We start from the raw sequence: 22,243 nt of genomic DNA on the forward strand, positions 1-22,243 counted from the left end.
CAGCTGGTCAGCTCTCGCGTGTCGCGACCTTCAGGCCATGCCGGCGCAGCTTGCGCACCACGCTGGGCTGGCTGATGCCCAGGCGCGCCGCGATCGCATAGGTGCTCGGCAGGCGTGCGGCCAGGTCGGCGAGGATCTCGGCCTCGACGGCCGCCAGCGCCTCGCGCAGGGTGCGCCCTTCCACCAGCGGACTCCCTGCACCATGAGCCGTCGCCGCCGTGCTTGCGGGGGCCGACAGGCCGGCACCGCCTTCATGGCTCTCGTCGACCGGGGCGCCGATCACGCCTCCCTCGGCCGAGAGCCAGGCGCGCTCGAGCCAGTTCTCCAGCTCGCGCACGTTGCCCTGCCAATCGCCGCCCATCAGTTCCGGCCAGACCCGCGGGTGCAGGACCTTGTCCATTCCGTAGCGCTGATTGAGCCGGGCCAGCTGGCGCTCCGCCAGGCCGGGAATGTCCTCGCGGCGCTCGCGCAGCGGCGGCAGGGTCACGGGGATCACGTTCAGGCGGTAGTAGAGATCGAGACGGAAACGCCCCTCCTCCACGCAGCGTGCGAGATCCTGATTGGTGGCGACCACCAGGCGAAAGTCGACACGCCGCGAACGAGTATCGCCCAGTCGCGTCAGATAGCCGTCCTGGATGACGTTCAGCAGCTTGCTCTGCATGGCCAGGGGCAGCTCGCCGATCTCGTCGAGAAACAGCGTGCCCTTGTGGGCCTGTTCGAGCAGCCCCGCCTTGCCCATGCGCGCGGCGCCGCTGAAGGCCCCAGGCTGATACCCGAACATCTCGGATTCGAACAGCGATTCGGGAATGGCCGCGCAGTTGACGTCCACGAAGGCGCCCTCGCAACGGCGACTCCAGCGGTGCAACTGACGCGCGAAGGCCGTCTTGCCGACTCCCGACTCGCCCAGCATCAAGACCGTGGCGTCGGTCGGCGCCACGCGCTTGAGCAGCTGGGCCACCTCGTGCATGACCTGACTGCGCACCTCGAGGGACTCCAGCTCCAGCGCCTCTCCCGCCGTGGGACTGCCGCCGCGCTTGAGGTGCTCGTTGAAGCGCCGCTGGAGCAGCGCATACTCGTCCTGGAGCAACCGCAGATCGGTCATGTCCATCGAGCGGCTGATGACCCGCACCAGCCGGCCCCCCGCATAGACCGGGTGCGCCTCGGCGATCACCTGGCGCCCCGTCCCGGTACGTTGCATGACCTGAGCCGGCTGCCCCGTGCGTATCACTTCCAGCGATACCGATGGCGACAGCACGCCACGCGCTTCCAGCTCGTACACCGTGGTCTCGCACAGCGCCTCGCGGCTCATGCCGTATACCGCGGCGCTGCCGGGGCTGACATCCAGCACCTGGCCGCCGGCATCGACGATGAACACATGGTCGTGTCCGGTATGCACCAGCGCCTTCAGGGTCTGGGCCTCGATATCGTGGTCGGGCATGTCGCCTCTCGATTCATTATTGCATCGCAATGCAATAGTGAATCACTCAGGGCACGATAACAATACATTTTTGCATCACATTTTGTGCTAACCCATTGATTTTCCGTTGGCGAGACTTGGCATGTTTCGTGCAACTTCGTGAGGGAGTACAGGCAAGTGCCACACAAAAACCGCGCTGACTGCCAGGAGAAATGCATGAGCGAGCACGACACCCCGCGCTTCAACCAACCGCTAGGTGGCAACGACATGCCGCGCTTCGGCGGTCCCGCCAGCATGATGCGCCTGCCGACGCAGGAGAGCGCCCAGGGACTCGACGCCGCCTTCGTGGGCATCCCCATGGACATCGGTACCTCGAACCGGCCTGGCACCCGCCTCGGACCGCGCCAGATTCGCGATGAATCGCGCATGCTGCGCCCCTACAACATGGCCACCCGCGCCGCCCCGTTCGACAGCCTGCAGGTCGCCGATATCGGCGATGTGCCGATCAATACCTTCGACCTCAAGAAAAGCATCGGCATCATCGAGAACTTCTACCATGAGCTGCTCTCGCATGACGCCGTGCCCCTGACCCTTGGCGGCGACCACACCCTGACCTGGCCGATCCTGCGCGCCATGGCCCGCAAGCACGGTCCCGTCGGCCTGATCCACATCGACGCCCATGCCGACGTCAACGAGCACATGTTCGGCGAGGAAGTCGCCCACGGCTGCCCGTTCCGTCGCGCCCAGGAAGAAGGCCTGCTGGACAGCCAGCGCGTGGTGCAGATCGGCCTGCGGGGCACCGGCTACGCTGCCGACGACTTCGACTGGTGCCGCGAGCAGGGCTTCCGCGTCGTGACCGCCGAGCAATGCTGGCACAAGTCGCTGGAACCCCTGATGGCCGAAGTCCGCGAGCAGATGGGCGATGGCCCGGTATACGTGTCCTTCGACATCGACGGGCTCGACCCTTCGGTGGCGCCCGGCACCGGCACCGTCGAGGCCGCCGGCCTGACCATGCCGCAGGGGCTCGAGATCGTGCGCGGCGTCCAGGGCCTCAACATGGTCGGCGGCGACCTGGTCGAGGTCGCGCCGCCCTACGACCCCAGCGGCAATACCGCGCTGATGGGCGCCACCCTGCTCTACGAAATGCTCTGCGTGCTGCCCGGCGTCAAGCGCCGCTGAGCCCATGCCCCCGATACCGGGGGCCATACAACAACAAGTGGTGACACCTATGTCTGCATCCCTCGATTCCACCGCCACTGGCGGCGGCGACCCCGATAACACACGGCTGACCCCGCGCGGGCTGCTGAAATTCCTGATTCCCTCGCTGATCGGCGTCGGCATGTTCCTGGTGCCTTTCTCGACGGGCGATACCATCAATATCGGCATGGGCATGCTCGCCGACGGGCTCCAGGCCTGGCTCGGCGATGCCCTGCCCGCCATCGCCACGCTGGTGCTCTGTCTCTCTGTCCTGCTGACGTTCTACGTCAAGGCCGCCAAGCCGGGCTGGTCCCGCGAGGGCGCCCTCAACGAGCTGTTCGACGTGGCGCCGTTATGGACCGTGATGCGCGCGCTGGGGGCACTGTTCGCGCTGATGACCTACTTTCAGGTCGGCCCCGAGTTCGTGACCGCCTCCTTCACCGGCGGCGTCATGCTCAACGACCTGGCCCCGGTGCTGCTGACGTTCTTCTTCTTCGCCGCCATCCTGCTGCCGTTTCTGGTCGACTTCGGCTTCATGGAGTTCATCGGCAGCCTGGTACGGGTGCCGTTTCGCAAGATCTTCGGGCTCCCCGGCCGCAGCGCCATCGACGCCACCGCCTCGTGGATGGGCTCCGGCACGGTGGGGGTACTGATCACCACCCAGCAGTACGAACGCGGCTTCTACAACCGCCGCGAAGCCTCGGTCATCGCGACGAACTTCTCCATCGTCTCGATTGCCTTCGCGCTGCTGGTGACCAGCTTCATCGGCATCAACCACCTCTTCATCCCGTTCTACCTCACCGTCGTGGTCGCGGGCCTGGTGGCTGCCGTGATCGTGCCGCGCCTGCCGCCGCTGTCGCGCAAGCCGAACACTTACTACGAGCCGGTGGGCTGCCGCCTCGTCGAGGAACACAGCGGCTCGCAGGGCCTGTTCCGCTACAGCCTGGGCATGGCCGTCTCACGGGCCGACCAGGCCCCCGGCCCGCGCCAGCTGGTGCGGCACGCCCTGCTGAACGTGGCCGACATCTTCTTCGGCCTGCTGCCCCTGGTCATCGCCATCGGGACCGTGGCCCTGATCCTGGCCGAGTTCACGCCGCTGTTCACCTGGCTGTCCTATCCCATGGTGCCGGTGCTCGAGTGGATGCGAATCCCCGAGGCCGCCGCGGCCGCCCCGGCGACCCTGGTGGGCTTCGCCGACATGTTCCTGCCCGCCGTGCTGGCCAGCGACATCGAGAGTGAACTGACCCGCTTCGTGATCGCCTGCCTGTCGCTGACGCAGTTGATCTACATGTCGGAAATCGGCGCCTTGCTGCTCAAGTCCAAGATCCCGCTCAAGCTCTGGGAGCTGGTGGTCATCTTCTTGCTGCGCACCGCCATCACCCTGCCGATCATCGTCGTGATGGGCCATTGGCTGGTCGCTTAAGGAGCGCTCCATGACACACGAGACATCCGCCTCGTCCTCTACCCAGATCAGCTGCGCCGAGGCCCTGGTCCGGCTGCTGCGTGACCGCTACGCCGTGGACACCGTCTTCGGGATCCCCGGCGTGCATACCGTGCCGCTCTATCGCGGCCTGGAGGCAGGCGGCCTGCGTCATGTCACCCCGCGCCACGAGCAGGGCGCGGGCTTCATGGCGGACGGCTACGCCCGCGCCAGCGGCAAGCCCGGGGTGTGTTTCATCATCACCGGCCCGGGCATGACCAACATCGCCACCGCCATGGGCCAGGCACTCGCCGACTCGGTGCCCATGCTGGTGATTTCCAGCGTCAATCGTCGCGACACCCTGGGACGCGGCCAGGGTCGCCTGCACGAGCTGCCCAGCCAGCAGAACGTGCTGGCGGGCGTCAGCCGTTTCAGCCACACCCTCCTCGACCCGAGCGCCTTGCCGGAGGTGCTCGCCCGCGCCTTCGCGATGTTCCAGTCGGCGCGACCCGGGCCGGTGCACATCGAGATTCCCATCGATCTCTTCGAGGCCCCCATCGACCTCCCCGACACCGCCTCGCCGACACGACTGTACCGTGCCGGCGCGCATCCCGAAGGCATTGCCCTGGCGGCCGAATGGCTGCGCCAGGCGCAGGCGCCGCTGGTGCTGCTGGGCGGGGGCTGCGCGGAGGCATCAAAAGCGGCACGCACCCTGGTCGAGCATCTCGACGCACCGACCGTGACCACGATCAATGCCAAGGGCGTGCTCGGGCGCGGGCATCCCCTCGACCTCGGCGCCAACGCCACCTGGCCCGAGGTACGCGCCCTGGCACGCGATGCCGACGTCATCCTCGCCGTGGGCACGGAGCTCGGCGAAACCGATTACGACGTGGTGTTCGACGACGGCTTCACCTTGACCGGTCGCCTCATCCGCATCGACCTGGAGGCCGAGCAACTGGTGCGCAACCAGGCGACGGCCCTGGGGCTGGTCAGCGACGCCCAGGCCGCGCTGGAGGCACTGGCGGCGCATTTCCCCTCGCCGCTCGCGCGCCAGGGAGCGGCCCGCGTGCGCGCCGTGCACGAGGCGCTGGCTCTGCCGCAACGCCCGGACATGGCACCTTTCGTGCCGCTTTACACGGCCCTCGACAAGGCACTGCCGGAGGCCATTCTCGTCGGCGACTCCACGGCGCCGGTCTATGCCGGCAATCACCTCGTCGAGCGCGCGGCGCCGCGGCGTTACTTCAACGCCTCGACCGGTTACGGAACCCTGGGGTACGGCTTGCCGGCGGCGCTGGGCGCCCAGCTCGCCGCTCCCGGCACGCCGGTCGTGGCTCTGGTCGGCGACGGCGGCGCGATGTTCACCCTGAGCGAGCTGGCCACGGCCGTCGACGAAGGCCTGCCGGTCGTCGTGGTGCTCTGGAACAACAGCGGCTATGAGGAAATCCGCCGCTACATGGATGTGCATGGCGTCGCTCGCATCGGCGTCGACCCCACGCCGCCCGACTTCCAGTGCCTGGCCGACGGGTTCGGCCTCGCCTCGCATCGGGTCGAGTCGCCCATCGCGCTGGATCTCGCGCTCAGCAAGGTCTCGCGCACCTCGCCGACGTTGATCGAGATCGACGCCGAACGCTGGCAGGCGGCACTCGACTGAGACGCCAACCGCGTCCCGAGAGCCGTCTCGGAAACAACGGTTTTCCAAAACACTACAAGGACAACACCATGGCTTTCTTCCATCGTCTGCTCGGTCAGGACACCCTCGACGACCACCAGCACAAGAGCCTCGGGGCGTTCGGCACTGTCGCCCTGTGGCTCGGCGCCAACGTCGTGGTCACCACCATCCTCACCGGCATGCTCCTGGTGCCCGATCTGCCCTTCACGACCGCCATGGGCAGCGTGCTGATCGGCTCGTTGATCGGCGCCATCCCGCTCCTGCTGGTCGGGCTGATGGGCCAGCGCACCGGCCTGCCTTCCATGGCGTTGACCCGGCGCGCGTATGGCCCGCTCGGCAGCCGGCTGATCTCGCTGGTCAACATGGGGGTACTGATCGCCTGGAGCTGGATCCAGGCCCTGCTCGCCGGCATGAGTCTCGACTACGCCATCCAGGCGACCACCGGCTACTCCAACCTGCCCTTGATGACCATCCTCTGCGAGACCGTGGTGGTCCTCATCGTGCTGCGTGGCCACCTGGGCATCGAGCGGGTCGAACGCTGGGCGGCGATGGCCATGGTGGCGCTGGCCGCCGTGGTGCTCTACCAGCTGAACCTCCACTACGATGTCTCGACCCTGCTGGACATGCCGGTCGAGGCCCGTAACGGCATCACCCTGGGCATCGCCTTCGACATCGTCATCGCCACCGCCTTCTCCTGGATCTCGTCCTCGGCGGATTACAATCGCAACTGCAAGAGCGGCGCCATCGCCGTCTGGGGCACCTACCTTGGCTACGTGATGGCCGCCATGATCGCCATGGGCCTGGGTGCCGCCGTTTCCGGGCTGTCGGTCATGAACGGCATGGAGCAGACCTACGACCCGACCCGGCTGCTCTCCGGTTTCGGCTTCGGCCTGCCCGCGGCCCTGGTCATCTTCTTCTCCGTGATGACCACCAATGTCATGGCCGTCTACAGCGCCACCCTGTCCTGCATGAACGTGTCGCCCGGCATGGCCTTCTGGAAACCGGCGCTGATCATCGGGATCGTGACCGTCTTCGGCGCCCTGATTCCCGGCATCCTGGACCAGTTCCAGAACTTTCTGCTATTGATAGGCGCGCTGTTCATCCCGGCCTTCTCGGTGATCATCGTCGATTACTACCTGGTCGGTCGCGAGGGTTACAGCCCCGAACTGCTCAAGGCGCGTCACCAGCTGGGACGCCCCACCGCGCCGGTGGCCATCGGTGCCTACGTGATCGGCGCCGGGCTAGCCGCCTACTGGTCGCTGGTCGCGCCGCTGGCCTTCGGCGCCTCGCTGCCGGTCTTCATCATCACCGGCGGCCTCTACTGGCTCGGCGCCATGCTGTTGACAAAGTCCCGCGCCAACGCTTCACAGACCGCAGGAGAGTGACACCGATGAAACTGATGCTGGCGCAGACCGACCCCGTGTGCGGCGACGTGGCCGCCAACCTGGCGTCTCTTGCGCGCCAGTGCCAGCAGGCGGTGGCGGCCGGTGCGGACCTGCTGGTCCTCCCCGAGCTCGCCCTGAGCGGCTACAACATCTTCGAGCGACTGGAGGAACTCGCCGAGCCGGTGGGCGGCCCGATCGCCCAGCGGGCCGCCGAGCTCGCCGCCGAGCACGAACTGTTCCTGCTCTTCGGCCTGGCCGAGCGGCAAGCCGACGGGCGCCTGACCAATTCCGCCGTGCTGATCGACGACCGGGGCGAGCGTATCGCCACCTACCACAAGCGCCAGCTGTGGGATCGCGAACATGCCTTCTTCGCCGCCGGCGAGGACTGCTGCGTGGTGGAGACGCGCCTCGGCCGCCTCGGCCTGATGATCTGCTATGACAACGAGTTTCCCGAGGTGGCCAGGGCGCTCGCCACTCAAGGGGCTCAGGTCATCCTCTCGCCCACCGCCAACATGGTGCCCAATGCCGAGCGCCAGGCGCTGCAGATCCGGGCCCGGGCCCTCGACAACCAGTGCTTCGTCGCCTGCATCAACCGGGCCGGCGAGGAAGCCGAACTGCATTATTGCGGCAACAGCCTGATAGCGGGACCGGATGGCGAGGTTCTGGGGCGCCTCGGTGACGCGGCGGGCAGCCTGGTGGTCGACATCGACCTGAGCCGCATCGACGCAAGCCGCGCCCATCAGGACTACCTCCAGGACCTCAGGCCGATGCCGGAGACAATCGCATGAGCCGTTTCTCGCTTCCTCGGGGCGATGCCGCGAGCTGGTATCGCACCACCTCGCTCGATGACGGGATCACGCGGATCGACGAGCCCGCCATCAAGCCGTTCTACCGCTGCAATATCTGGCACGTGCGGGGCCGCGAGAGAGACTTGCTGGTGGACTTCGGGCTGGGTGCCGTGCCGCTGCGCCGGCAGGTCCCGCTGCTCAGCGAACGCGACCTGATCGCGGTGGCGAGCCACACCCACTTCGATCATATCGGTAGCGCGCACGAGTTCGACTGCTGCCATGTGCACGCCGCCGAGGCCGATATCCTGGCCGACCCGGACAACGCGCGCACCCTGGCCGACGCCTTTCTCGACGACGCCATGTTCGATGCCCTGCCGCCGGCCCCCTTCGAGCATCACCGCTACCGTATCGCCCCGCCGACGCGTATCGCCACGCTCGAGGACGGCGAGATCATCGACCTCGGCGACCGCCGTTTCGAGGTCATCCATACACCGGGGCACTCCCCCGGCGGCATCGCGCTCTGGGAGGCCGCCAGCGGTATCCTGATCTCGGGCGATCTCATCTATGACGGGCCACTGATCGAGGATGTCTATCACAGTAACGCCCGCGATTACGCCGCCAGCATGCGCCGTCTGCGCGAGTTGCCCGCGCGCGTCGTCCACGGCGGTCATTTTCCCAGTTTTTCCGGGGCACGCCTGCACGCCATGATCGATGACTGGCTGCGCGACCACGCCCTCTGAAGGAGCCAACATGCAAGCACTCGACCACCAATTCATCGATAACCGCTGGGTCGCGAGTCACGGCACTCGACGCCTGGCGGTGATGGACCCGTATCATGAGCGCCAGATCGCCGAGGTCACGGCCGGCGATGCCCGCGACGTCGAGGCGGCCGTCGAGGCGGCACGCCGTGCGCTGCCCGGATGGCATGCCCTGGGCGGCGAACGTCGCGGCGCCTATCTGAATGCGCTGGCCGACGCCCTGACGGCCCGCCGCGAAGCCCTGATGGAGCTGTCCGCGACCAACAACGGAAAGGCGCTCGCCGAGGCCGGCATCGATCTCGACGACGCCATCGCCTGCTATCGCTACTACGCACGTCAGGCCGGCGACCTGGAAGCGCGTCAGGGACGCCGCATCACCCACGACATCGAGGGCGTCGACGCCCACTGCTACGAAGATCCCGCCGGGGTGATCGGCCTGATCACGCCGTGGAACTTCCCGCTGGTGACCAGCGCCTGGAAGATCGCGCCGGCCCTGGCGGCGGGCTGCACGGTGGTCTTCAAGCCCTCCGAGGTCACGCCGCTGCCGGAACAGGCCCTCGCCGAGATCGCCCTGGAGATCGCCTTGCCGCCGGGCGTGCTCAACCTGCTGCATGGCGATGGCGACGGCATCGGCATACCGCTGACGCATCATCGCGGCATCGACAAGCTGTCGTTCACCGGCAGCAACGCCGTGGGCGAGCGCGTCATGCAGGCCGCCGCCGAGGGGAGCCGCGGCGTGTCGCTGGAACTCGGCGGCAAGTCGCCGATCCTGGTACTCGAGGATGCCGAGGTCGAACAGGCCGCCGACTGGGTCATGGCCGGCATCTATTTCAACAGCGGGCAGATTTGCTCGGCGACCTCGCGGCTGATCGTGCACGAGACCCTGGCCGAGGCGCTGTACGAGGCACTGGCCACGCGCATCGACGCCATACGCCTGGGCGATCCGCTGGGCGAGAACACCGACATGGGACCGATGACCAGCCAGCGTCAGCGCGATCGAGTCCGCGACTACCTGGCCGTCGCCGAGCGCGAGGGGCTGGATGCGGTGCGCGACGCCCGCCATCGCCAGTTGCCGTCGCAGGGCTATTTCATCGCTCCGACGCTGTATCGCGACGTGCCCACCGACAGCCGCCTGTGGTGCGAGGAGATCTTCGGTCCGGTGCTGTGCGCACGCAGTGTCGCCTCCGATGACGATGCCATCGCCCTGGCCAACGACAACGAGTTCGGCCTGGCCGCCACGGTCATCAGCGGCGATCCGCAACGCGCCCAGCGGGTCGGCCGTGCATTGCGCGCCGGCAACATCTGGTACAACAGCGAGCAGATCGTCATGCCCGAGGCCAGTTGGGGCGGCTTCGGGCGCAGCGGCATCGGCCGCGAGCTCGGTCCCTGGGGGCTGTCCGCCTATCTGGAAGTCAAGCACCTGATCGGGCCGGCATAACCGGCGCCGCGCTCGACACGCACGACGGCCGGTCCCCTTGGGACCGGCCGAAACGCAAGACGCCCCCGCCGGCATTAGCCGACGGGGGCGTCGTTGTGTGGCGAGTCGAGCGTCGCCGGGGCGGTGTTACACCCGTGTCTTGAGCTGTTGCACCAGATTCTTGTAGAGGCGCGGGGTGGCAGCCATGAGGTTCTGCTCGGGCCCGACCGTGGGGCTGCCGTCCAGGCCCCCCATCAGGGCGCCGGCCTCCTTGAGCAGGAGGCTGCCGACGAGCTGGTCCTGCTCTTCGAGACCCAGCACGAAGGCGGTATCGACACGTCCGGCGGCCAGCTGTGCGAGATCCAGGAGGCCGCTCCCCGTGCTGAGGAAGCTCTCGACCTTCGGCCCCAGCGCCTGGGTCAGGGTCAAGTAGACGGGCAGATGGCGTGTGCGCAGCCAGGTCTCCGGCAAGCCGACGGCGACGCGCGCACCTTCGACGTTGATGTGGCTCGGCACGCGGATGCGGCGACCGTTGAGCTGCGCGCCGCGTCCGCGACTGGCGAGATACTCGTCGTCGGTGAAAGGACACACGATCACCGCATGCTCGGGCCGCCCCTTGACCAGGCAGACCAGCGAGATGGCAAAGCTGGGCGATGCCACCGCCAGATTGGAATAGCCGTGGAACGGCTCGATGCGCCAGTGGAAGTCGGCGCCTTCGCCTTCGCCGTCGCGGTGCGGCGTGTAACGGCCGGAAATGCCGTGCTGCGGGTAGCTGCGACGGAACTGCGTCGCGATCAGGGTTTCGGCGTTACGCGCGGTATCCTCGAGCAGCTGATCGAGCTGCCGGTCGCCACGCGCGACTTCGATACGATCACGAGCGCGCACGAACTGCTCGGCGGCACTACGCGCGGCGCGCAGTGCGAATTGAACCATGGGATGCATGATACGGGCCTGAATCTCGGAAACTGTTAAAGAACGTGGCGCATCCTAGCAGACGGGGCCCTGCACGGAAAGCGCCGCAGCCCGCAGCCCGCAGCCCGCAGCCCGCAGCCATGATAGACTCGCCGTTCGTTCCTCAGCCCCGCGCCTTATTCATCATGCTCGACAAACTTCGTATCGTCCTCATCGGCACCAGCCACCCCGGCAACATCGGCGGCACCGCCCGTGCCATGCACAACATGGGGCTCGCCGACCTGGCCCTCGTCGCGCCGCGCTGCGAGGTGTACGGCTCGGAATCCCACGCGCGTGCCTCCGGCGCCGATGCGCTGGTCAGCAACGCCCGCGTGCATGCCACCCTCGAGGAAGCCGTCAGCGACTGCACCTTCGTGGTCGGCGCCAGCGCCCGTGTGCGCCACCTGCCCTGGCCCATGCTCACGCCCCGCGCGCTCGGCGAGCGTCTGCCCCGGGAGTGCGCGCCGGAGAACGCACGGGCCGCGCTGGTCTTCGGCCGCGAGGACAGCGGCATGACCAACGGCGAGCTGCAACGCTGTCATGCGCATGTGCACATCCCCACCAACCCCGACTTCAGCTCGCTCAACCTCGCCGCAGCGGTCCAGGTGCTCGCCTACGAGTGCCGTCTGGCGTTTCTGGGCAGCGACGCGGAAGATACCGAGACGCCCTTCGGCGTCGAATGGGACAACCCCCCGGCCACGCACGACGACCTGGAGCGTTTCTTCGAGCATCTGGAGCGCACCCTGATCGATATCGACTTCCACGATCCGGACAACCCGCGCCAGCTGATGGCACGCCTGCGGCGGCTCTTCCTGCGCACGCATATCGACAGCATGGAAATGAACATCCTGCGCGGCATCCTCGGTGCCGTGAACAAGCAGAGCCGCGCTCTGGCGGCACGCAAAGACGGCGACGGGAATGGTTGACCGCGTTACTGGGTTTTCCCATAATGCGATCACGCTTCAGGCGACGGGTCCCCCACGGATCGCATGCTCCGCCTGGTCAACCGCTCTTTCACCGCTGCCCGACCGACTCGACTTATGCGCTTGACGACCAAGGGACGCTACGCCGTCACCGCGATGCTGGACCTGGCGTTGCATGCCGATGCCGGCCCCATCAGCCTCGCCGACATCTCGAAACGCCAGGCGATTTCGCTGTCCTATCTGGAACAGCTGTTCGCCAGGCTCAAGCGCGCCGCGCTGGTCAAGAGCGTGCGCGGCCCCGGTGGAGGCTATCTGCTGGCCCACGGCGCGAACGCCATTTCGGTGGCCTCGGTGATCGGCGCGGTGGACGAGTCGGTGGACGCCACGCGTTGCCAGGGGCTGTCGGATTGCCAGCAGGGCGATACCTGCCTGACACACCACTTGTGGTGCGACCTGTCAGACAAGATTCACGGCTTTCTCGACGCCATCACGCTCGCCGAGCTGGTCGAGCGTCAGGAAGTCCGCGATATCGCCGCGCGCCAGCATCAGCGCGTGGCAACGGACACGATCAGTACCGATACCATCAGCATCGCCCCGCAGTGACCCTGCGTGGCGACAGGCGCCAGCGCCATCAGCGATACGAGCCGTCATGACCTCACCCGTGTACCTCGATTATGCCGCCACCACGCCCGTCGACCCGCGGGTCGCCGAGCTGATGGCACGTCACCTGACACTCGATGGCGTCTACGCCAACCCCGCCTCGCGCAGCCACATGCCCGGCTGGCTGGCCGAACAGGCGGTGGAAAGCGCCCGGCGTCAGGTCGCCGACCTGATCGCGGCCGACCCGCGTGAAATCGTCTGGACCAGCGGCGCCACCGAAGCGGACAACCTCGCGCTGATCGGCTTCATGCGGGCCAACTGCGCACGCGGCCGGCACCTGGTGACCTCGCGCATCGAGCACAAGGCGGTCGTCGACACCGCCACGGCCCTCGAGGCCGAGGGCTTCGAGGTGACCTGGCTGACGCCCGGCGCGGATGGCCGCGTGACGCCCACGCAGCTCAACGATGCCATGCGCGAGGATACCGTGCTGGTCTCGCTGATGGCCGTCAACAACGAGCTGGGCAGCATTCACGACCTGGCCGCGCTCGCCGAGGTGACCCATGCCGGTGGCGCGGTCCTGCATGTCGATGCCGCCCAGGCCACCGGCAAGATCGCGCTCGACGTCGGCGCCCTGGGCATCGACCTGATGTCGATGTCGGCGCACAAGACCTACGGCCCCAAGGGCGTGGGCGCGCTTTACGTCCGGCGCAGCCCCGACATCCGCCTCGAGGCCTTGATCCACGGCGGCGGCCACGAGCGCGGCATGCGTTCGGGCACCCTGCCCACGCACCAGATCGCCGGCATGGGGGAAGCCTTCTCCCTGGCGGCCGACGAGCTCGAGCGCGATCGCGACAGGAGCCTGGCGCTGCGGCAACGCTTTCTCGACGGGCTCGACGACTGCGCGGGCATCCATTGCAACACGGCACTCGACGTCTCGGTGCCCAACATCGTCAACCTGGCATTCGAAGGCGTCGATGGCGAATCATTGCTGATGGCGCTGCGCGCGCTGGCCGTCTCGACCGGCTCGGCGTGCAACTCGGCGAGTGTCGAGCCATCCTATGTATTGAAAGCCATCGGGGTGGATCGCATCCTCGCGCTGTCGTCCATACGCTTCAGCTTCGGACGCTTCACCACCGAGGCCGACATCGACACCGCGACCGCCGAACTTCGTCACGCACTCGGCGCCCTGCGCCAATGAATCGATGTCGCCGCGCCCACCGCGTGGCGACGCTCGCAAGGAGGTCATCATGGCTAACATTCGCATCAGCCCCGCCGCCGCCGACCAGATCCAGCACGTGCTCGCCGAGCGCGGCAATGGCCTGGGGCTACGCGTGGCCGTCAAGCCCAGCGGCTGCTCCGGGTACAGCTACGTACTCGACATCGCCGACGAGATCGGCGACAACGACGTGCCGTTCGAAGACCATGGCGTCAAGGTGCTCGTCGACAAGGAAGCCCTGACCATCCTCGACGGCACGGAAGTGGATTACGTCAGCGAAGGGCTCAACCGCTACTTCCGTTTCAACAATCCCAACGCCACCGACCAGTGCGGCTGCGGGGAAAGCTTCAACGTCTAGCACGTCGCAGGGACGTGCGCCACGTCCCACGACACGCTACAATGGCGCGATTTTTCGACATCCGTCGAGCGTCATGCAACGCGTCGCCCCGAGCGGCGCGTTGCCGTCTCGACCCAGACCATCGCTTTCCGTCACGGAGAATTTGACCTCATGGCCAACGAACGCACCCTGTCCATCATCAAGCCCGACGCCGTCGCCAAGAACGTCATCGGCGAAATCGAAAGCCGCTTCGAAAAGGCCGGCCTGAAAATCGTCGCCGCCAAGATGCTGCAGCTTTCCCAGGCCCAGGCCGAAGGGTTCTACGCCGAGCACAAGGAACGCCCCTTCTTCGGCGACCTGGTCGGCTTCATGACGTCCGGGCCGGTGATCGTGCAGGTGCTGGAAGGCGAGAATGCCATCGCCGCCAACCGTGACCTGATGGGCGCCACCAATCCCAAGGAAGCCGCCGCCGGCACCATTCGCGCCGACTTCGCGCAGTCCATCGACGCCAATGCCGTGCACGGCTCCGACTCGCCGGAATCCGCCGAGCGCGAGATTGCTTACTTCTTCGGCAACGAAGAGATCTGCGCACGCTGATCGCTTCGCGCGGGGGCCGCGAGGCCCCCGCACCGCCATCCACCGAGCGTACGACCCACCATGACCCTCGATACCGTCACGCCCCGTACCAACCTTCTCGGCCTTACCCGCGAGGAGATGGAGTCCTTCTTCGTTTCGCTGGGCGAGAAGAAATTCCGCGCCGCGCAGGTGATGAAGTGGATCCATCACGAAGGCTGCGCCGACTTCGCGTCGATGACCAACCTTTCGAAGGCGCTGCGCACGCGTCTCGAGGAGCTCGCCGAAATACGCGGGCCACGTGTGGTCTACGAGGGCACCTCGCAGGACGGTACCCGCAAGTGGGTGCTCGAGGTCGAGGACGGCAGCTACGTGGAAACCGTGCTGATCCCGGCCGAGGGTGGCAAGCGTCGGACGCTGTGCGTTTCCTCCCAGGTCGGCTGCTCGCTGGACTGCAGCTTCTGCTCCACCGGCAAGCAGGGGTTTCAGCGCAACCTCACCAGCGCCGAGATCATCGGCCAGGTGTGGGTGGCCAGCAACAGCTTCGGGGCACGCCGGGACACCACCAATCGTCCGGTCACCAACGTGGTGATGATGGGCATGGGCGAGCCGCTACTCAATTACGACAACGTCGTGCCGGCCATGAAGCTGATGCTCGACGATAACGGTTACGGACTTTCCAAGCGCCGCGTCACGCTGTCGACCTCCGGCGTGGTGCCGAAACTCGACCAGCTCGGCGACGAGCTCGACGTGAGCCTGGCAGTGTCGCTGCATGCCGCCAACGACGAGCTGCGCAACGAACTGGTGCCGTTGAACCGCAAGTACAACATCGCCACCTTGCTCGACGCCTGCCGTCGCTATCTCGCCAAGTGCGACGACACGCGCATGCTGACGATCGAGTACACCCTCATCAAGGACGTCAACGATCAGCAGCATCATGCCGAGGAGCTCGCGGCCCTGCTCGCCGACCTCCCCAGCAAGATCAACCTGATCCCTTTCAATCCGTTTCCCCACTCGGGCTACGAAAAGCCTTCGCGCAATCAGGTCATGCGCTTTCAGCAATGGCTGTACGATCTCGGCTACACGGCCCTCGTACGCACCACGCGCGGCGACGACATCGACGCCGCTTGCGGCCAGCTGGTGGGACGCGTGAAGGATCGCACCAAGCGGCACGAGCGTTACATCCAGTCCATCCAGCTCGACGCTGATTGAGCCTTGCCTTGACTTCGCCAGGGTGCGGCGCTTTGATGGGACACTTCCAGACGACGAAATCCATCGCCTCGCACCGTTTGACGCCATTGTTTCGAGAGGGCCCCATGACGCGTCGCCATCGTCCACCTTCGATCCGCTCGTTGAGTGCCGCGATGTCGCTCGTCTGGCTATTGGGCGGCTGCGCCGTGCAGGTCGAAAGTGCATCGCCCTACGCGCCGCCGGATACCGGCGAAGCGGTCTCCGCCTATACCGACCTGGGGCTGGCCTATCTCCGGCGCGACAACCTCTCTCGCGCGCGACGCGCGCTCGAACACGCCCTCGAACTTGGGCCTCAGGACCCGCAGGCCCTGGAAGGCATGGCCCTCCTCCATCAGCGTCAGAAAGAACCCGCACTCGCCGAGGAGTTCTTCGAACGTGCGCTGGAAGCCGACACTGATTATACTCGCGCGCGCAATAACTACGCCGCATTGCTGTACGATGAGGGCAAGCTCGACGCCGCCTGCCGGCAGTTGCGGATAGCGGCGCAAGACATGACATACGACAATCGCGCCCAGTTGCTCGCCAACCTGGGGCGCTGCCGATTCGAGCAGGGCGATCTCGAGGCCGCACGGCGTCCGCTGGAACAAGCGCTGGCCTACGACTCGCGAGACACGCAAAGCCTGCTCCTGTTGGCGAGACTCGACCATACGCAGGGTCACGATGAACGTGCCTGGGAACGCCTGCAGCGTTTCTTTACCCTGGCCGATGCGACTCCGGACAGTCTCGAACTGGCGAGCGAAATCGCTCGCGCAAGAGGCGACCAGGAAGCCGCGGCCTTTTATCATCGGCAGCTCGACGGTTCCTGAGGCATGATCCGACCACCCGAATTCGAGAAGGATGCTCTGGCATGAGCGACACTCACGAACAACACGATCCCCACGCTCCCACGACCGGACACGAACCGCCGGGCACCCAACTCCGGCGCGAGCGTGAACGACAGGGATTGTCCCTCGAGGAAGTCGCCGAGCAGCTCAACCTGCGGCCCGCCGTGGTCAAGGGCCTGGAGGAAGACCAGTACGATCAGGTCCCGATCGCCACTTATCGGCGCGGTTACCTGCGCGCCTACGCCAAGTTGCTGGGCGTCGACGACAAGCGCGTGGCGCAGGCCTACGACGCGCTCCACGGCCGCGACGATCTCGATCGTACGGTGACCCCAGCCTATCGATCGCAGCCCCCGTCACGACTCGGTGCCTGGGTCTTCAAGCTGGTCACGCTGCTGATCGTGCTCGGCCTCATCGGCCTGACGCTGCTGTGGTGGCAAAGCCGTGAAGGCAATGAGTTCTTCGGGCTGGGAGATGGCGCTTCCGTGTCGATGGAAACCACCCAGGACGGTGACGTCACCCAGGAAGATGGCGGCGATGCCTCGGTCACCGAAAGCGCCACCGGCGACGCTGGCGCCTCGCCGTCGGCCACCGCCTCCGCAGACGAGCAGGGGAGTCTGCCACCGCTGCCCGAGAACGACAGCGAACTGGGGCTGGTCGACGACGACACCACGGACGCCGAAGCAGAAGCACCGGCGGCCGACGCCTCCCAGGAGGCAGGCACGGCCGGCACGGATGGCGCATCACCGGAGGCGGCCGAGCTGGCCACCACGGCGAATGCCGGCGTTCCGGAAGACACCGACACCGCGGCGGACGATAGCGCCGCGGAAACCGCCGACCCCAACCGCTTGACGCTGACCTTCAACGAGCAGTCATGGACCGAGATCTATGATGCCGACAACCAACGCCTGCTGGCGGGATTGCAGGATGCCGGCACCCAGGCCCAGGTCGAGGGCACGCCACCGTTTCGCCTCACCGTGGGCAATGCCACCGGCGTCGAAATCAGCTATCGAGACGACAACGTCGACTTGAGCGAGCATACCGGCAGCAACAACGTCGCCCGCTTCACCTTGGGAGAGTGATACGCCCATGCATATGCAATCTCCGATCCAACGGCGCAAGTCGCGCCAGATTCATGTCGGGCACGTCCCCGTCGGTGGGGACGCCCCCATCGCCGTGCAAAGCATGACCAATACCGACACGCTGGATGTCGACGCCACCGTCGCGCAGATTCGTCAGCTCGAGGCAGCGGGCGCGGACATCGTGCGCGTCTCGGTGCCCACCATGGATGCCGCCGAGGCCTTCGGCCAGATCAAGCGCCAGGTCTCGGTGCCCCTGGTGGCCGACATCCACTTCGATTACAAGATCGCCCTGCGCGTGGCCGAGCTGGGCGTCGACTGTCTGCGCATCAACCCCGGCAACATCGGCCGCGAGGACCGCGTGCGTGCAGTGGTCGATGCCGCACGGCATCACGGCATTCCCATTCGCATCGGCGTCAACGCCGGGTCGCTGGAAAAGGACCTGCAGAAGAAATACGGTGAACCCACGCCGGAGGCGCTGGTCGAATCCGCCATGCGCCATATCGAGCACCTCGATCGCCTCGACTTCCAGGACTTCAAGGTCAGCGTCAAGGCATCGGACGTGTTCATGGCGGTGGCCGCCTATCGCCAGCTCGCCCAGCGCATCGATCAGCCGCTGCACCTCGGCATCACCGAGGCCGGCGGCCTGCGGTCGGGCACGGTCAAATCCTCGATCGGCCTGGGGCTGCTGCTGATGGAAGGCATCGGCGACACCATCCGCGTCTCGCTGGCCGCCGACCCGGTCGAGGAGATCAAGGTCGGCTATGACATGCTCAAGAGCCTGCGCCTGCGCAGCAAGGGCATCAACTTCATCGCCTGCCCGAGTTGCTCGCGGCAGAATTTCGACGTCATCGGCACCATGAACGCCCTCGAGGAACGCCTCGACGACATCATGACGCCCCTCGACGTCTCGGTCATCGGCTGCGTGGTCAACGGGCCCGGCGAAGCCAAGGAAAGCGACATCGGTCTGACCGGCGGCGATCCGGCCAACCTCGTCTACATCGACGGCAAGCCGGCCAGCAAGCTGCGCAACGACCACCTGGTCGACGACCTGGAAGCACTGATCCGCGACAAGGTCCGCGAAAAAGAAGCCCGCGAACGCGATACCATCGCGCGCGAGGCATGACGCGCGCCGCTCGCGCCCCGTAACCGGTTCAGGAGTCAGCATTGAGCAACAAGATCCAGGCCATCCGTGGCATGAACGATCTGCTACCGGAGCAGTCGCCTGTCTGGCAGTATTTCGAGCGCCAGATCCAGCATCTCATGCAGCGCTATGGGTACAACGAGATTCGCACGCCGATTCTCGAGCAGACCGCCCTGTTCAAGCGCTCGATCGGCGAAGTCACCGATATCGTCGAAAAAGAGATGTACACCTTCGAGGACCGCAACGGCGACAGCCTGACGCTGCGGCCCGAGGGCACCGCCAGCTGCGTGCGCGCCGCACTGGAGAATGGCCTGCTGTACAACCAGACCCAGCGTCTGTGGTACCAGGGTCCCATGTTCCGCCATGAGCGTCCCCAGAAAGGCCGCTATCGGCAATTCCACCAGGTCGGCGTGGAAGCCTACGGCATGCTGGGGCCGGACATCGATTTCGAAATGATCCTGCTCAGTGCGCGGCTGTGGGATGCCCTGGGCCTGATGCCGCACGTCCGCCTGGAACTCAATTCCCTGGGCTCCAGCGAGGCGCGGGCCGCCTATCGCGACGCCTTGGTCGCGTATTTCGAGGCCCATGCCGAGGTGCTCGACGAGGACTCGCGGCGCCGCCTGACCAGCAATCCGCTGCGCATCCTCGACTCCAAGAACCCCGACATGGCAGAGATGCTCGAGGCCGCGCCGCGCCTCATGGATCATCTCGACGACGAGTCGCGGGCGCACTTCGAGCAATTGACCGCCATGCTCGACGCGGCCGGCATCGATTACGTCATCAACCCGCGCCTCGTGCGTGGGCTGGACTATTACAGCCGAACCGTGTTCGAGTGGACCACCCAGGCGCTGGGCAGTCAGGGCACGGTATGCGCCGGCGGACGTTACGATGGCCTGGTCGAGCAGCTCGGCGGCAAGCCCACGCCCGGCGTCGGCTTCGCCATGGGAGTCGAGCGTTTGATCCTGCTGCTCGAGACCCTGGACCTCGTGCCCGAGGCCGCGCGCTCGCGTCCCGACGTCTATCTCACGGCCATGGGCGACACCGCCAGCCGTGAGGCGATGCTGCTGGGCGAGCATCTGCGTGACGCCCTGCCCGAAATGCACTTGCAGGTCCATTGCGGGGGTGGCAGTTTCAAGAGCCAGATCAAGAAGGCCGACAAGAGCGGTGCACGTATCGCCTTGATGCTCGGTGACGACGAGATCGCCAGCGGCAGCGTCGGCATCAAGTTCCTGCGCGAGGATCGCGAGCAGGAAAGCGTGGCTCGGGAGGCGCTGGCGGCCCGTCTCCAAGCGCTTCTCGCCGAAGACTGAGGACGCCCCGGGGCGTATCGCACGAACAGCCATTGAAGGAGACCGCCCGTGGCGGAGCTTAGCACCGAAGACGAACAGCTTGAGACGCTCAAGCGCTGGTGGAAGGAATACGGCAAGTCGATCATCGCCGGGGTGGTACTCGCCGGAGCGGGCGTCTTCGCCTGGAATGCCTGGCAGGACTATCAGACCTCCCAGGCGGAAGCCGCCTCGCAGCGCTATCAGCAGCTCACGCTGCTGATGCAGCAGGACACCCTGAGCGACGCGCAGCGCGAACAGGCCACCAACATGATCGATGCCCTGGTCAACGAGCACGGCGGCACGCTCTATGCCGATTTCGCCGAGTTGATACGCGCGCGCCTGGCCATCCAGGCCAACGAGCTGGAGAGCGCCCGCGACACGCTGCAGGCCTTTGCCGCCAACAGCGACGACGGCTATCTCACCGGGCTGGCACGTCTCAACCTGGCCCGCGTGCAGATCGCCATGGATGACGCGCAGGGCGCACTGTCGACCCTCGAGAACGACGTGCCCGCCACGCTCAAGGCACAGGCCGCCGATATTCGCGGCGATGCCTACGTGGCACTCGAGCAGCCCGATCAGGCACGCCAGGCCTACCAGGACGCTCTCGCCCGCGCCGAGGATCAGGACCAGCCCCTGTTCGGCGTACGGCTCAAGCTCGACAATCTCGGTGTAGAGGACGCCAGTTGATGAAACCGACCCACTTTCTGTTACCGGCCGCGCTCACCTTGTCCGCCTTGCTGGCGGGGTGTTCAGGCAATGTCGAGCCGCAATATCCGCCCAAGGCCCTGCAGGACTTCTCGCCCTCGGCGACGCTCGACGAGCGCTGGTCGGCCTCGGTCGGCGACGGTCTGGGGCGTGCACGCTATCCCCTGATGCCGCTGCTGGCCGACGGCACGCTCTATGCCGCGGATGCCGACGGCCTGCTGCGCGCCTTCGACGCGGACAGCGGCGACACGCGCTGGGAAGTGCGCTTCGATACCCCGTTGTCCAGCGGCATGACCAACGACAGTGCGCGCCTCTACGCCGGCACCCGCAACGGCGAGGTCATCGCCATCGACCGTGACGACGGCAGCGAAGCCTGGCGCGCGCGCGTCTCCAGCGAGGTGTTGGCGGCACCGCAGGTCAACAGCGAACTGGTCGTGGTGCAGAGCGCCGACGGCACCGTGACCGCACTGGACCGTCTCTCCGGCGAGGAAGAGTGGACCTACAGCAGCAGCCAGCCGTCCCTGACCCTGCGCGGTACGGGCACGCCACGCGTCATCGAACCGGTCTCGTTCGTCGGCTTCGCCAATGGTCGCCTGGTCACCCTGGACAACCGCAGCGGCCAGCCGTTGTGGGACATGCGCGTCGCCGTGCCGCAAGGGCGCACCGAAGTGGATCGCCTCGTCGACCTCGACGGCCAGCCGGTTCTCTCGCAGGACGGCCGCCTGTTCGTCACCAGCTACAACGGGCGGGTCATGGCGCTCGAAGCCACCAGCGGCGAAGTGATCTGGTCACGCGACGAGTCCAGTTATCTGACGCCCCTGCGCGTCGGCAACTACCTCTTCACCGTCAACGAAGCCAGCCACGTCCTGGCGCTCGACGTCGACAGCGGTCGCGTGCTGTGGGAGTCCGACGCCCTGGAAGGCCGCGACCTGACCGCCCCGGCGTTCGTCGACGGCAAGCTGGCACTGGGCGATTACCAGGGCTACGTGCACCTGCTGAACGCCACCGACGGGTCGGTCGTGGGACGCACCGAACTCGGCGGCGATGGTATCAGCGTACCTCTGCTGGCCGATTCACAGCGTCTCTACACGCTCGCCAACGATGGGGAACTCGCCGCCTACGACGTCGAGACCATCGACGACTGAGCCGAGTCCGCTCCCTCTGCGTACCGGGCACCTCGACACGAGGTGCCCGTGTCATTTGTGGGCCCCGCCGGCCAGCAATGCTAGAATCACCCCCAGCGACAGCGTGGCGCTCGCGTCAC

General features: G+C 66.6%; 21 protein-coding genes. 19 read left to right on the plus strand and 2 right to left on the minus strand.

Annotated features, from left to right (window positions below):
* Window positions 1-7 precede the first annotated feature (7 nt).
* Window positions 8-1,438 (minus strand): sigma-54 interaction domain-containing protein, encoded by a 1,431-nt coding sequence (locus tag CSAL_RS14360; RefSeq protein ID WP_011508129.1) that lies wholly within the window; start codon window positions 1,436-1,438, stop codon window positions 8-10.
* Window positions 1,439-1,633: 195 nt separating this feature from the next.
* Between CSAL_RS14360 and speB the strand changes: the two genes are divergently transcribed.
* From speB to CSAL_RS14395, 7 genes are all read left to right on the plus strand, one after another.
* Entirely contained in the window at window positions 1,634-2,596 is a 963-nt protein-coding gene (gene speB / locus CSAL_RS14365) for an agmatinase (RefSeq protein ID WP_011508130.1), read from the plus strand.
* Between the two features lie 49 nt (window positions 2,597-2,645).
* Window positions 2,646-4,037 carry a YjiH family protein gene (locus CSAL_RS14370; RefSeq protein ID WP_011508131.1) on the plus strand — a complete coding sequence of 464 codons (1,392 nt, stop codon included), beginning with the start codon at window positions 2,646-2,648 and terminating at the stop codon, window positions 4,035-4,037.
* A 10-nt stretch (window positions 4,038-4,047) separates the two neighbouring features.
* The gene (locus CSAL_RS14375; RefSeq protein ID WP_011508132.1) at window positions 4,048-5,685 is read left to right on the plus strand and encodes a 5-guanidino-2-oxopentanoate decarboxylase; all 1,638 of its coding nucleotides are present in this window, start codon (window positions 4,048-4,050) and stop codon (window positions 5,683-5,685) included.
* A 68-nt stretch (window positions 5,686-5,753) separates the two neighbouring features.
* Window positions 5,754-7,088 carry a purine-cytosine permease family protein gene (locus CSAL_RS14380; RefSeq protein ID WP_011508133.1) on the plus strand — a complete coding sequence of 445 codons (1,335 nt, stop codon included), beginning with the start codon at window positions 5,754-5,756 and terminating at the stop codon, window positions 7,086-7,088.
* A gap of 5 nt (window positions 7,089-7,093) precedes the next feature.
* Window positions 7,094-7,876 (plus strand): carbon-nitrogen hydrolase family protein, encoded by a 783-nt coding sequence (locus CSAL_RS14385; protein ID WP_011508134.1) that lies wholly within the window; start codon window positions 7,094-7,096, stop codon window positions 7,874-7,876.
* Window positions 7,873-8,616 carry an MBL fold metallo-hydrolase gene (locus CSAL_RS14390; protein ID WP_011508135.1) on the plus strand — a complete coding sequence of 248 codons (744 nt, stop codon included), beginning with the start codon at window positions 7,873-7,875 and terminating at the stop codon, window positions 8,614-8,616. Before CSAL_RS14385 ends, CSAL_RS14390 begins: the two co-directional genes overlap by 4 nt.
* A 10-nt stretch (window positions 8,617-8,626) precedes the next feature.
* The gene (locus tag CSAL_RS14395) at window positions 8,627-10,072 is read left to right on the plus strand and encodes an aldehyde dehydrogenase family protein (protein ID WP_011508136.1); all 1,446 of its coding nucleotides are present in this window, start codon (window positions 8,627-8,629) and stop codon (window positions 10,070-10,072) included.
* A 126-nt stretch (window positions 10,073-10,198) separates the two neighbouring features.
* Here the strand turns inward: CSAL_RS14395 and CSAL_RS14400 are convergent, their stop codons facing one another.
* The gene (locus CSAL_RS14400) at window positions 10,199-10,993 is read right to left on the minus strand and encodes an inositol monophosphatase family protein (RefSeq protein ID WP_011508137.1); all 795 of its coding nucleotides are present in this window, start codon (window positions 10,991-10,993) and stop codon (window positions 10,199-10,201) included.
* Between the two features lie 155 nt (window positions 10,994-11,148).
* Between CSAL_RS14400 and CSAL_RS14405 the strand changes: the two genes are divergently transcribed.
* The 12 genes from CSAL_RS14405 to bamB all read left to right on the plus strand — a co-directional run bounded on the left by CSAL_RS14405 (window position 11,149) and on the right by bamB (window position 22,124).
* Window positions 11,149-11,928 (plus strand): RNA methyltransferase, encoded by a 780-nt coding sequence (locus CSAL_RS14405; protein WP_035413436.1) that lies wholly within the window; start codon window positions 11,149-11,151, stop codon window positions 11,926-11,928.
* Window positions 11,929-12,042: 114 nt separating this feature from the next.
* Window positions 12,043-12,528, plus strand: a complete 486-nt coding sequence (gene iscR / locus CSAL_RS14410) for a Fe-S cluster assembly transcriptional regulator IscR (RefSeq protein WP_035413434.1) — start codon at window positions 12,043-12,045, stop codon at window positions 12,526-12,528.
* Between the two features lie 46 nt (window positions 12,529-12,574).
* Window positions 12,575-13,723: an aminotransferase class V-fold PLP-dependent enzyme gene (locus CSAL_RS14415; protein WP_011508140.1), complete on the plus strand. Its 1,149-nt coding sequence runs from the start codon at window positions 12,575-12,577 to the stop codon at window positions 13,721-13,723.
* A gap of 49 nt (window positions 13,724-13,772) precedes the next feature.
* A complete protein-coding gene (locus CSAL_RS14420) occupies window positions 13,773-14,099 on the plus strand; it encodes a HesB/IscA family protein (RefSeq protein WP_011508141.1) in 327 nt (108 codons plus the stop codon).
* A gap of 150 nt (window positions 14,100-14,249) precedes the next feature.
* Window positions 14,250-14,675, plus strand: coding sequence for a nucleoside-diphosphate kinase (ndk, locus tag CSAL_RS14425; protein WP_011508142.1), 426 nt, complete (start codon window positions 14,250-14,252; stop codon window positions 14,673-14,675).
* A gap of 60 nt (window positions 14,676-14,735) precedes the next feature.
* Window positions 14,736-15,863 (plus strand): dual-specificity RNA methyltransferase RlmN, encoded by a 1,128-nt coding sequence (gene rlmN / locus CSAL_RS14430; RefSeq protein ID WP_011508143.1) that lies wholly within the window; start codon window positions 14,736-14,738, stop codon window positions 15,861-15,863.
* Window positions 15,864-15,967: 104 nt separating this feature from the next.
* Window positions 15,968-16,708: a type IV pilus biogenesis/stability protein PilW gene (gene pilW, locus CSAL_RS14435; protein WP_035413429.1), complete on the plus strand. Its 741-nt coding sequence runs from the start codon at window positions 15,968-15,970 to the stop codon at window positions 16,706-16,708.
* Window positions 16,709-16,749: 41 nt separating this feature from the next.
* On the plus strand, window positions 16,750-17,805 hold the full coding sequence (locus CSAL_RS14440; RefSeq protein WP_011508145.1) for a RodZ domain-containing protein: 1,056 nt from the start codon (window positions 16,750-16,752) through the stop codon (window positions 17,803-17,805).
* 7 nt (window positions 17,806-17,812) lie between these two features.
* Window positions 17,813-18,928 (plus strand): flavodoxin-dependent (E)-4-hydroxy-3-methylbut-2-enyl-diphosphate synthase, encoded by a 1,116-nt coding sequence (gene ispG / locus CSAL_RS14445; RefSeq protein WP_011508146.1) that lies wholly within the window; start codon window positions 17,813-17,815, stop codon window positions 18,926-18,928.
* A 41-nt stretch (window positions 18,929-18,969) separates the two neighbouring features.
* Window positions 18,970-20,256: a histidine--tRNA ligase gene (gene hisS / locus CSAL_RS14450; RefSeq protein WP_011508147.1), complete on the plus strand. Its 1,287-nt coding sequence runs from the start codon at window positions 18,970-18,972 to the stop codon at window positions 20,254-20,256.
* Window positions 20,257-20,304: 48 nt separating this feature from the next.
* Entirely contained in the window at window positions 20,305-20,961 is a 657-nt protein-coding gene (locus tag CSAL_RS14455) for a YfgM family protein (RefSeq protein WP_011508148.1), read from the plus strand.
* Window positions 20,961-22,124, plus strand: a complete 1,164-nt coding sequence (gene bamB / locus CSAL_RS14460; RefSeq protein WP_011508149.1) for an outer membrane protein assembly factor BamB — start codon at window positions 20,961-20,963, stop codon at window positions 22,122-22,124. Before CSAL_RS14455 ends, bamB begins: the two co-directional genes overlap by 1 nt.
* The last annotated feature ends 119 nt before the right edge of the window (window positions 22,125-22,243 follow it).

It is taken from the genome of Chromohalobacter israelensis DSM 3043, from assembly GCF_000055785.1.
In the GTDB taxonomy this organism is placed as follows: domain Bacteria; phylum Pseudomonadota; class Gammaproteobacteria; order Pseudomonadales; family Halomonadaceae; genus Chromohalobacter; species Chromohalobacter israelensis.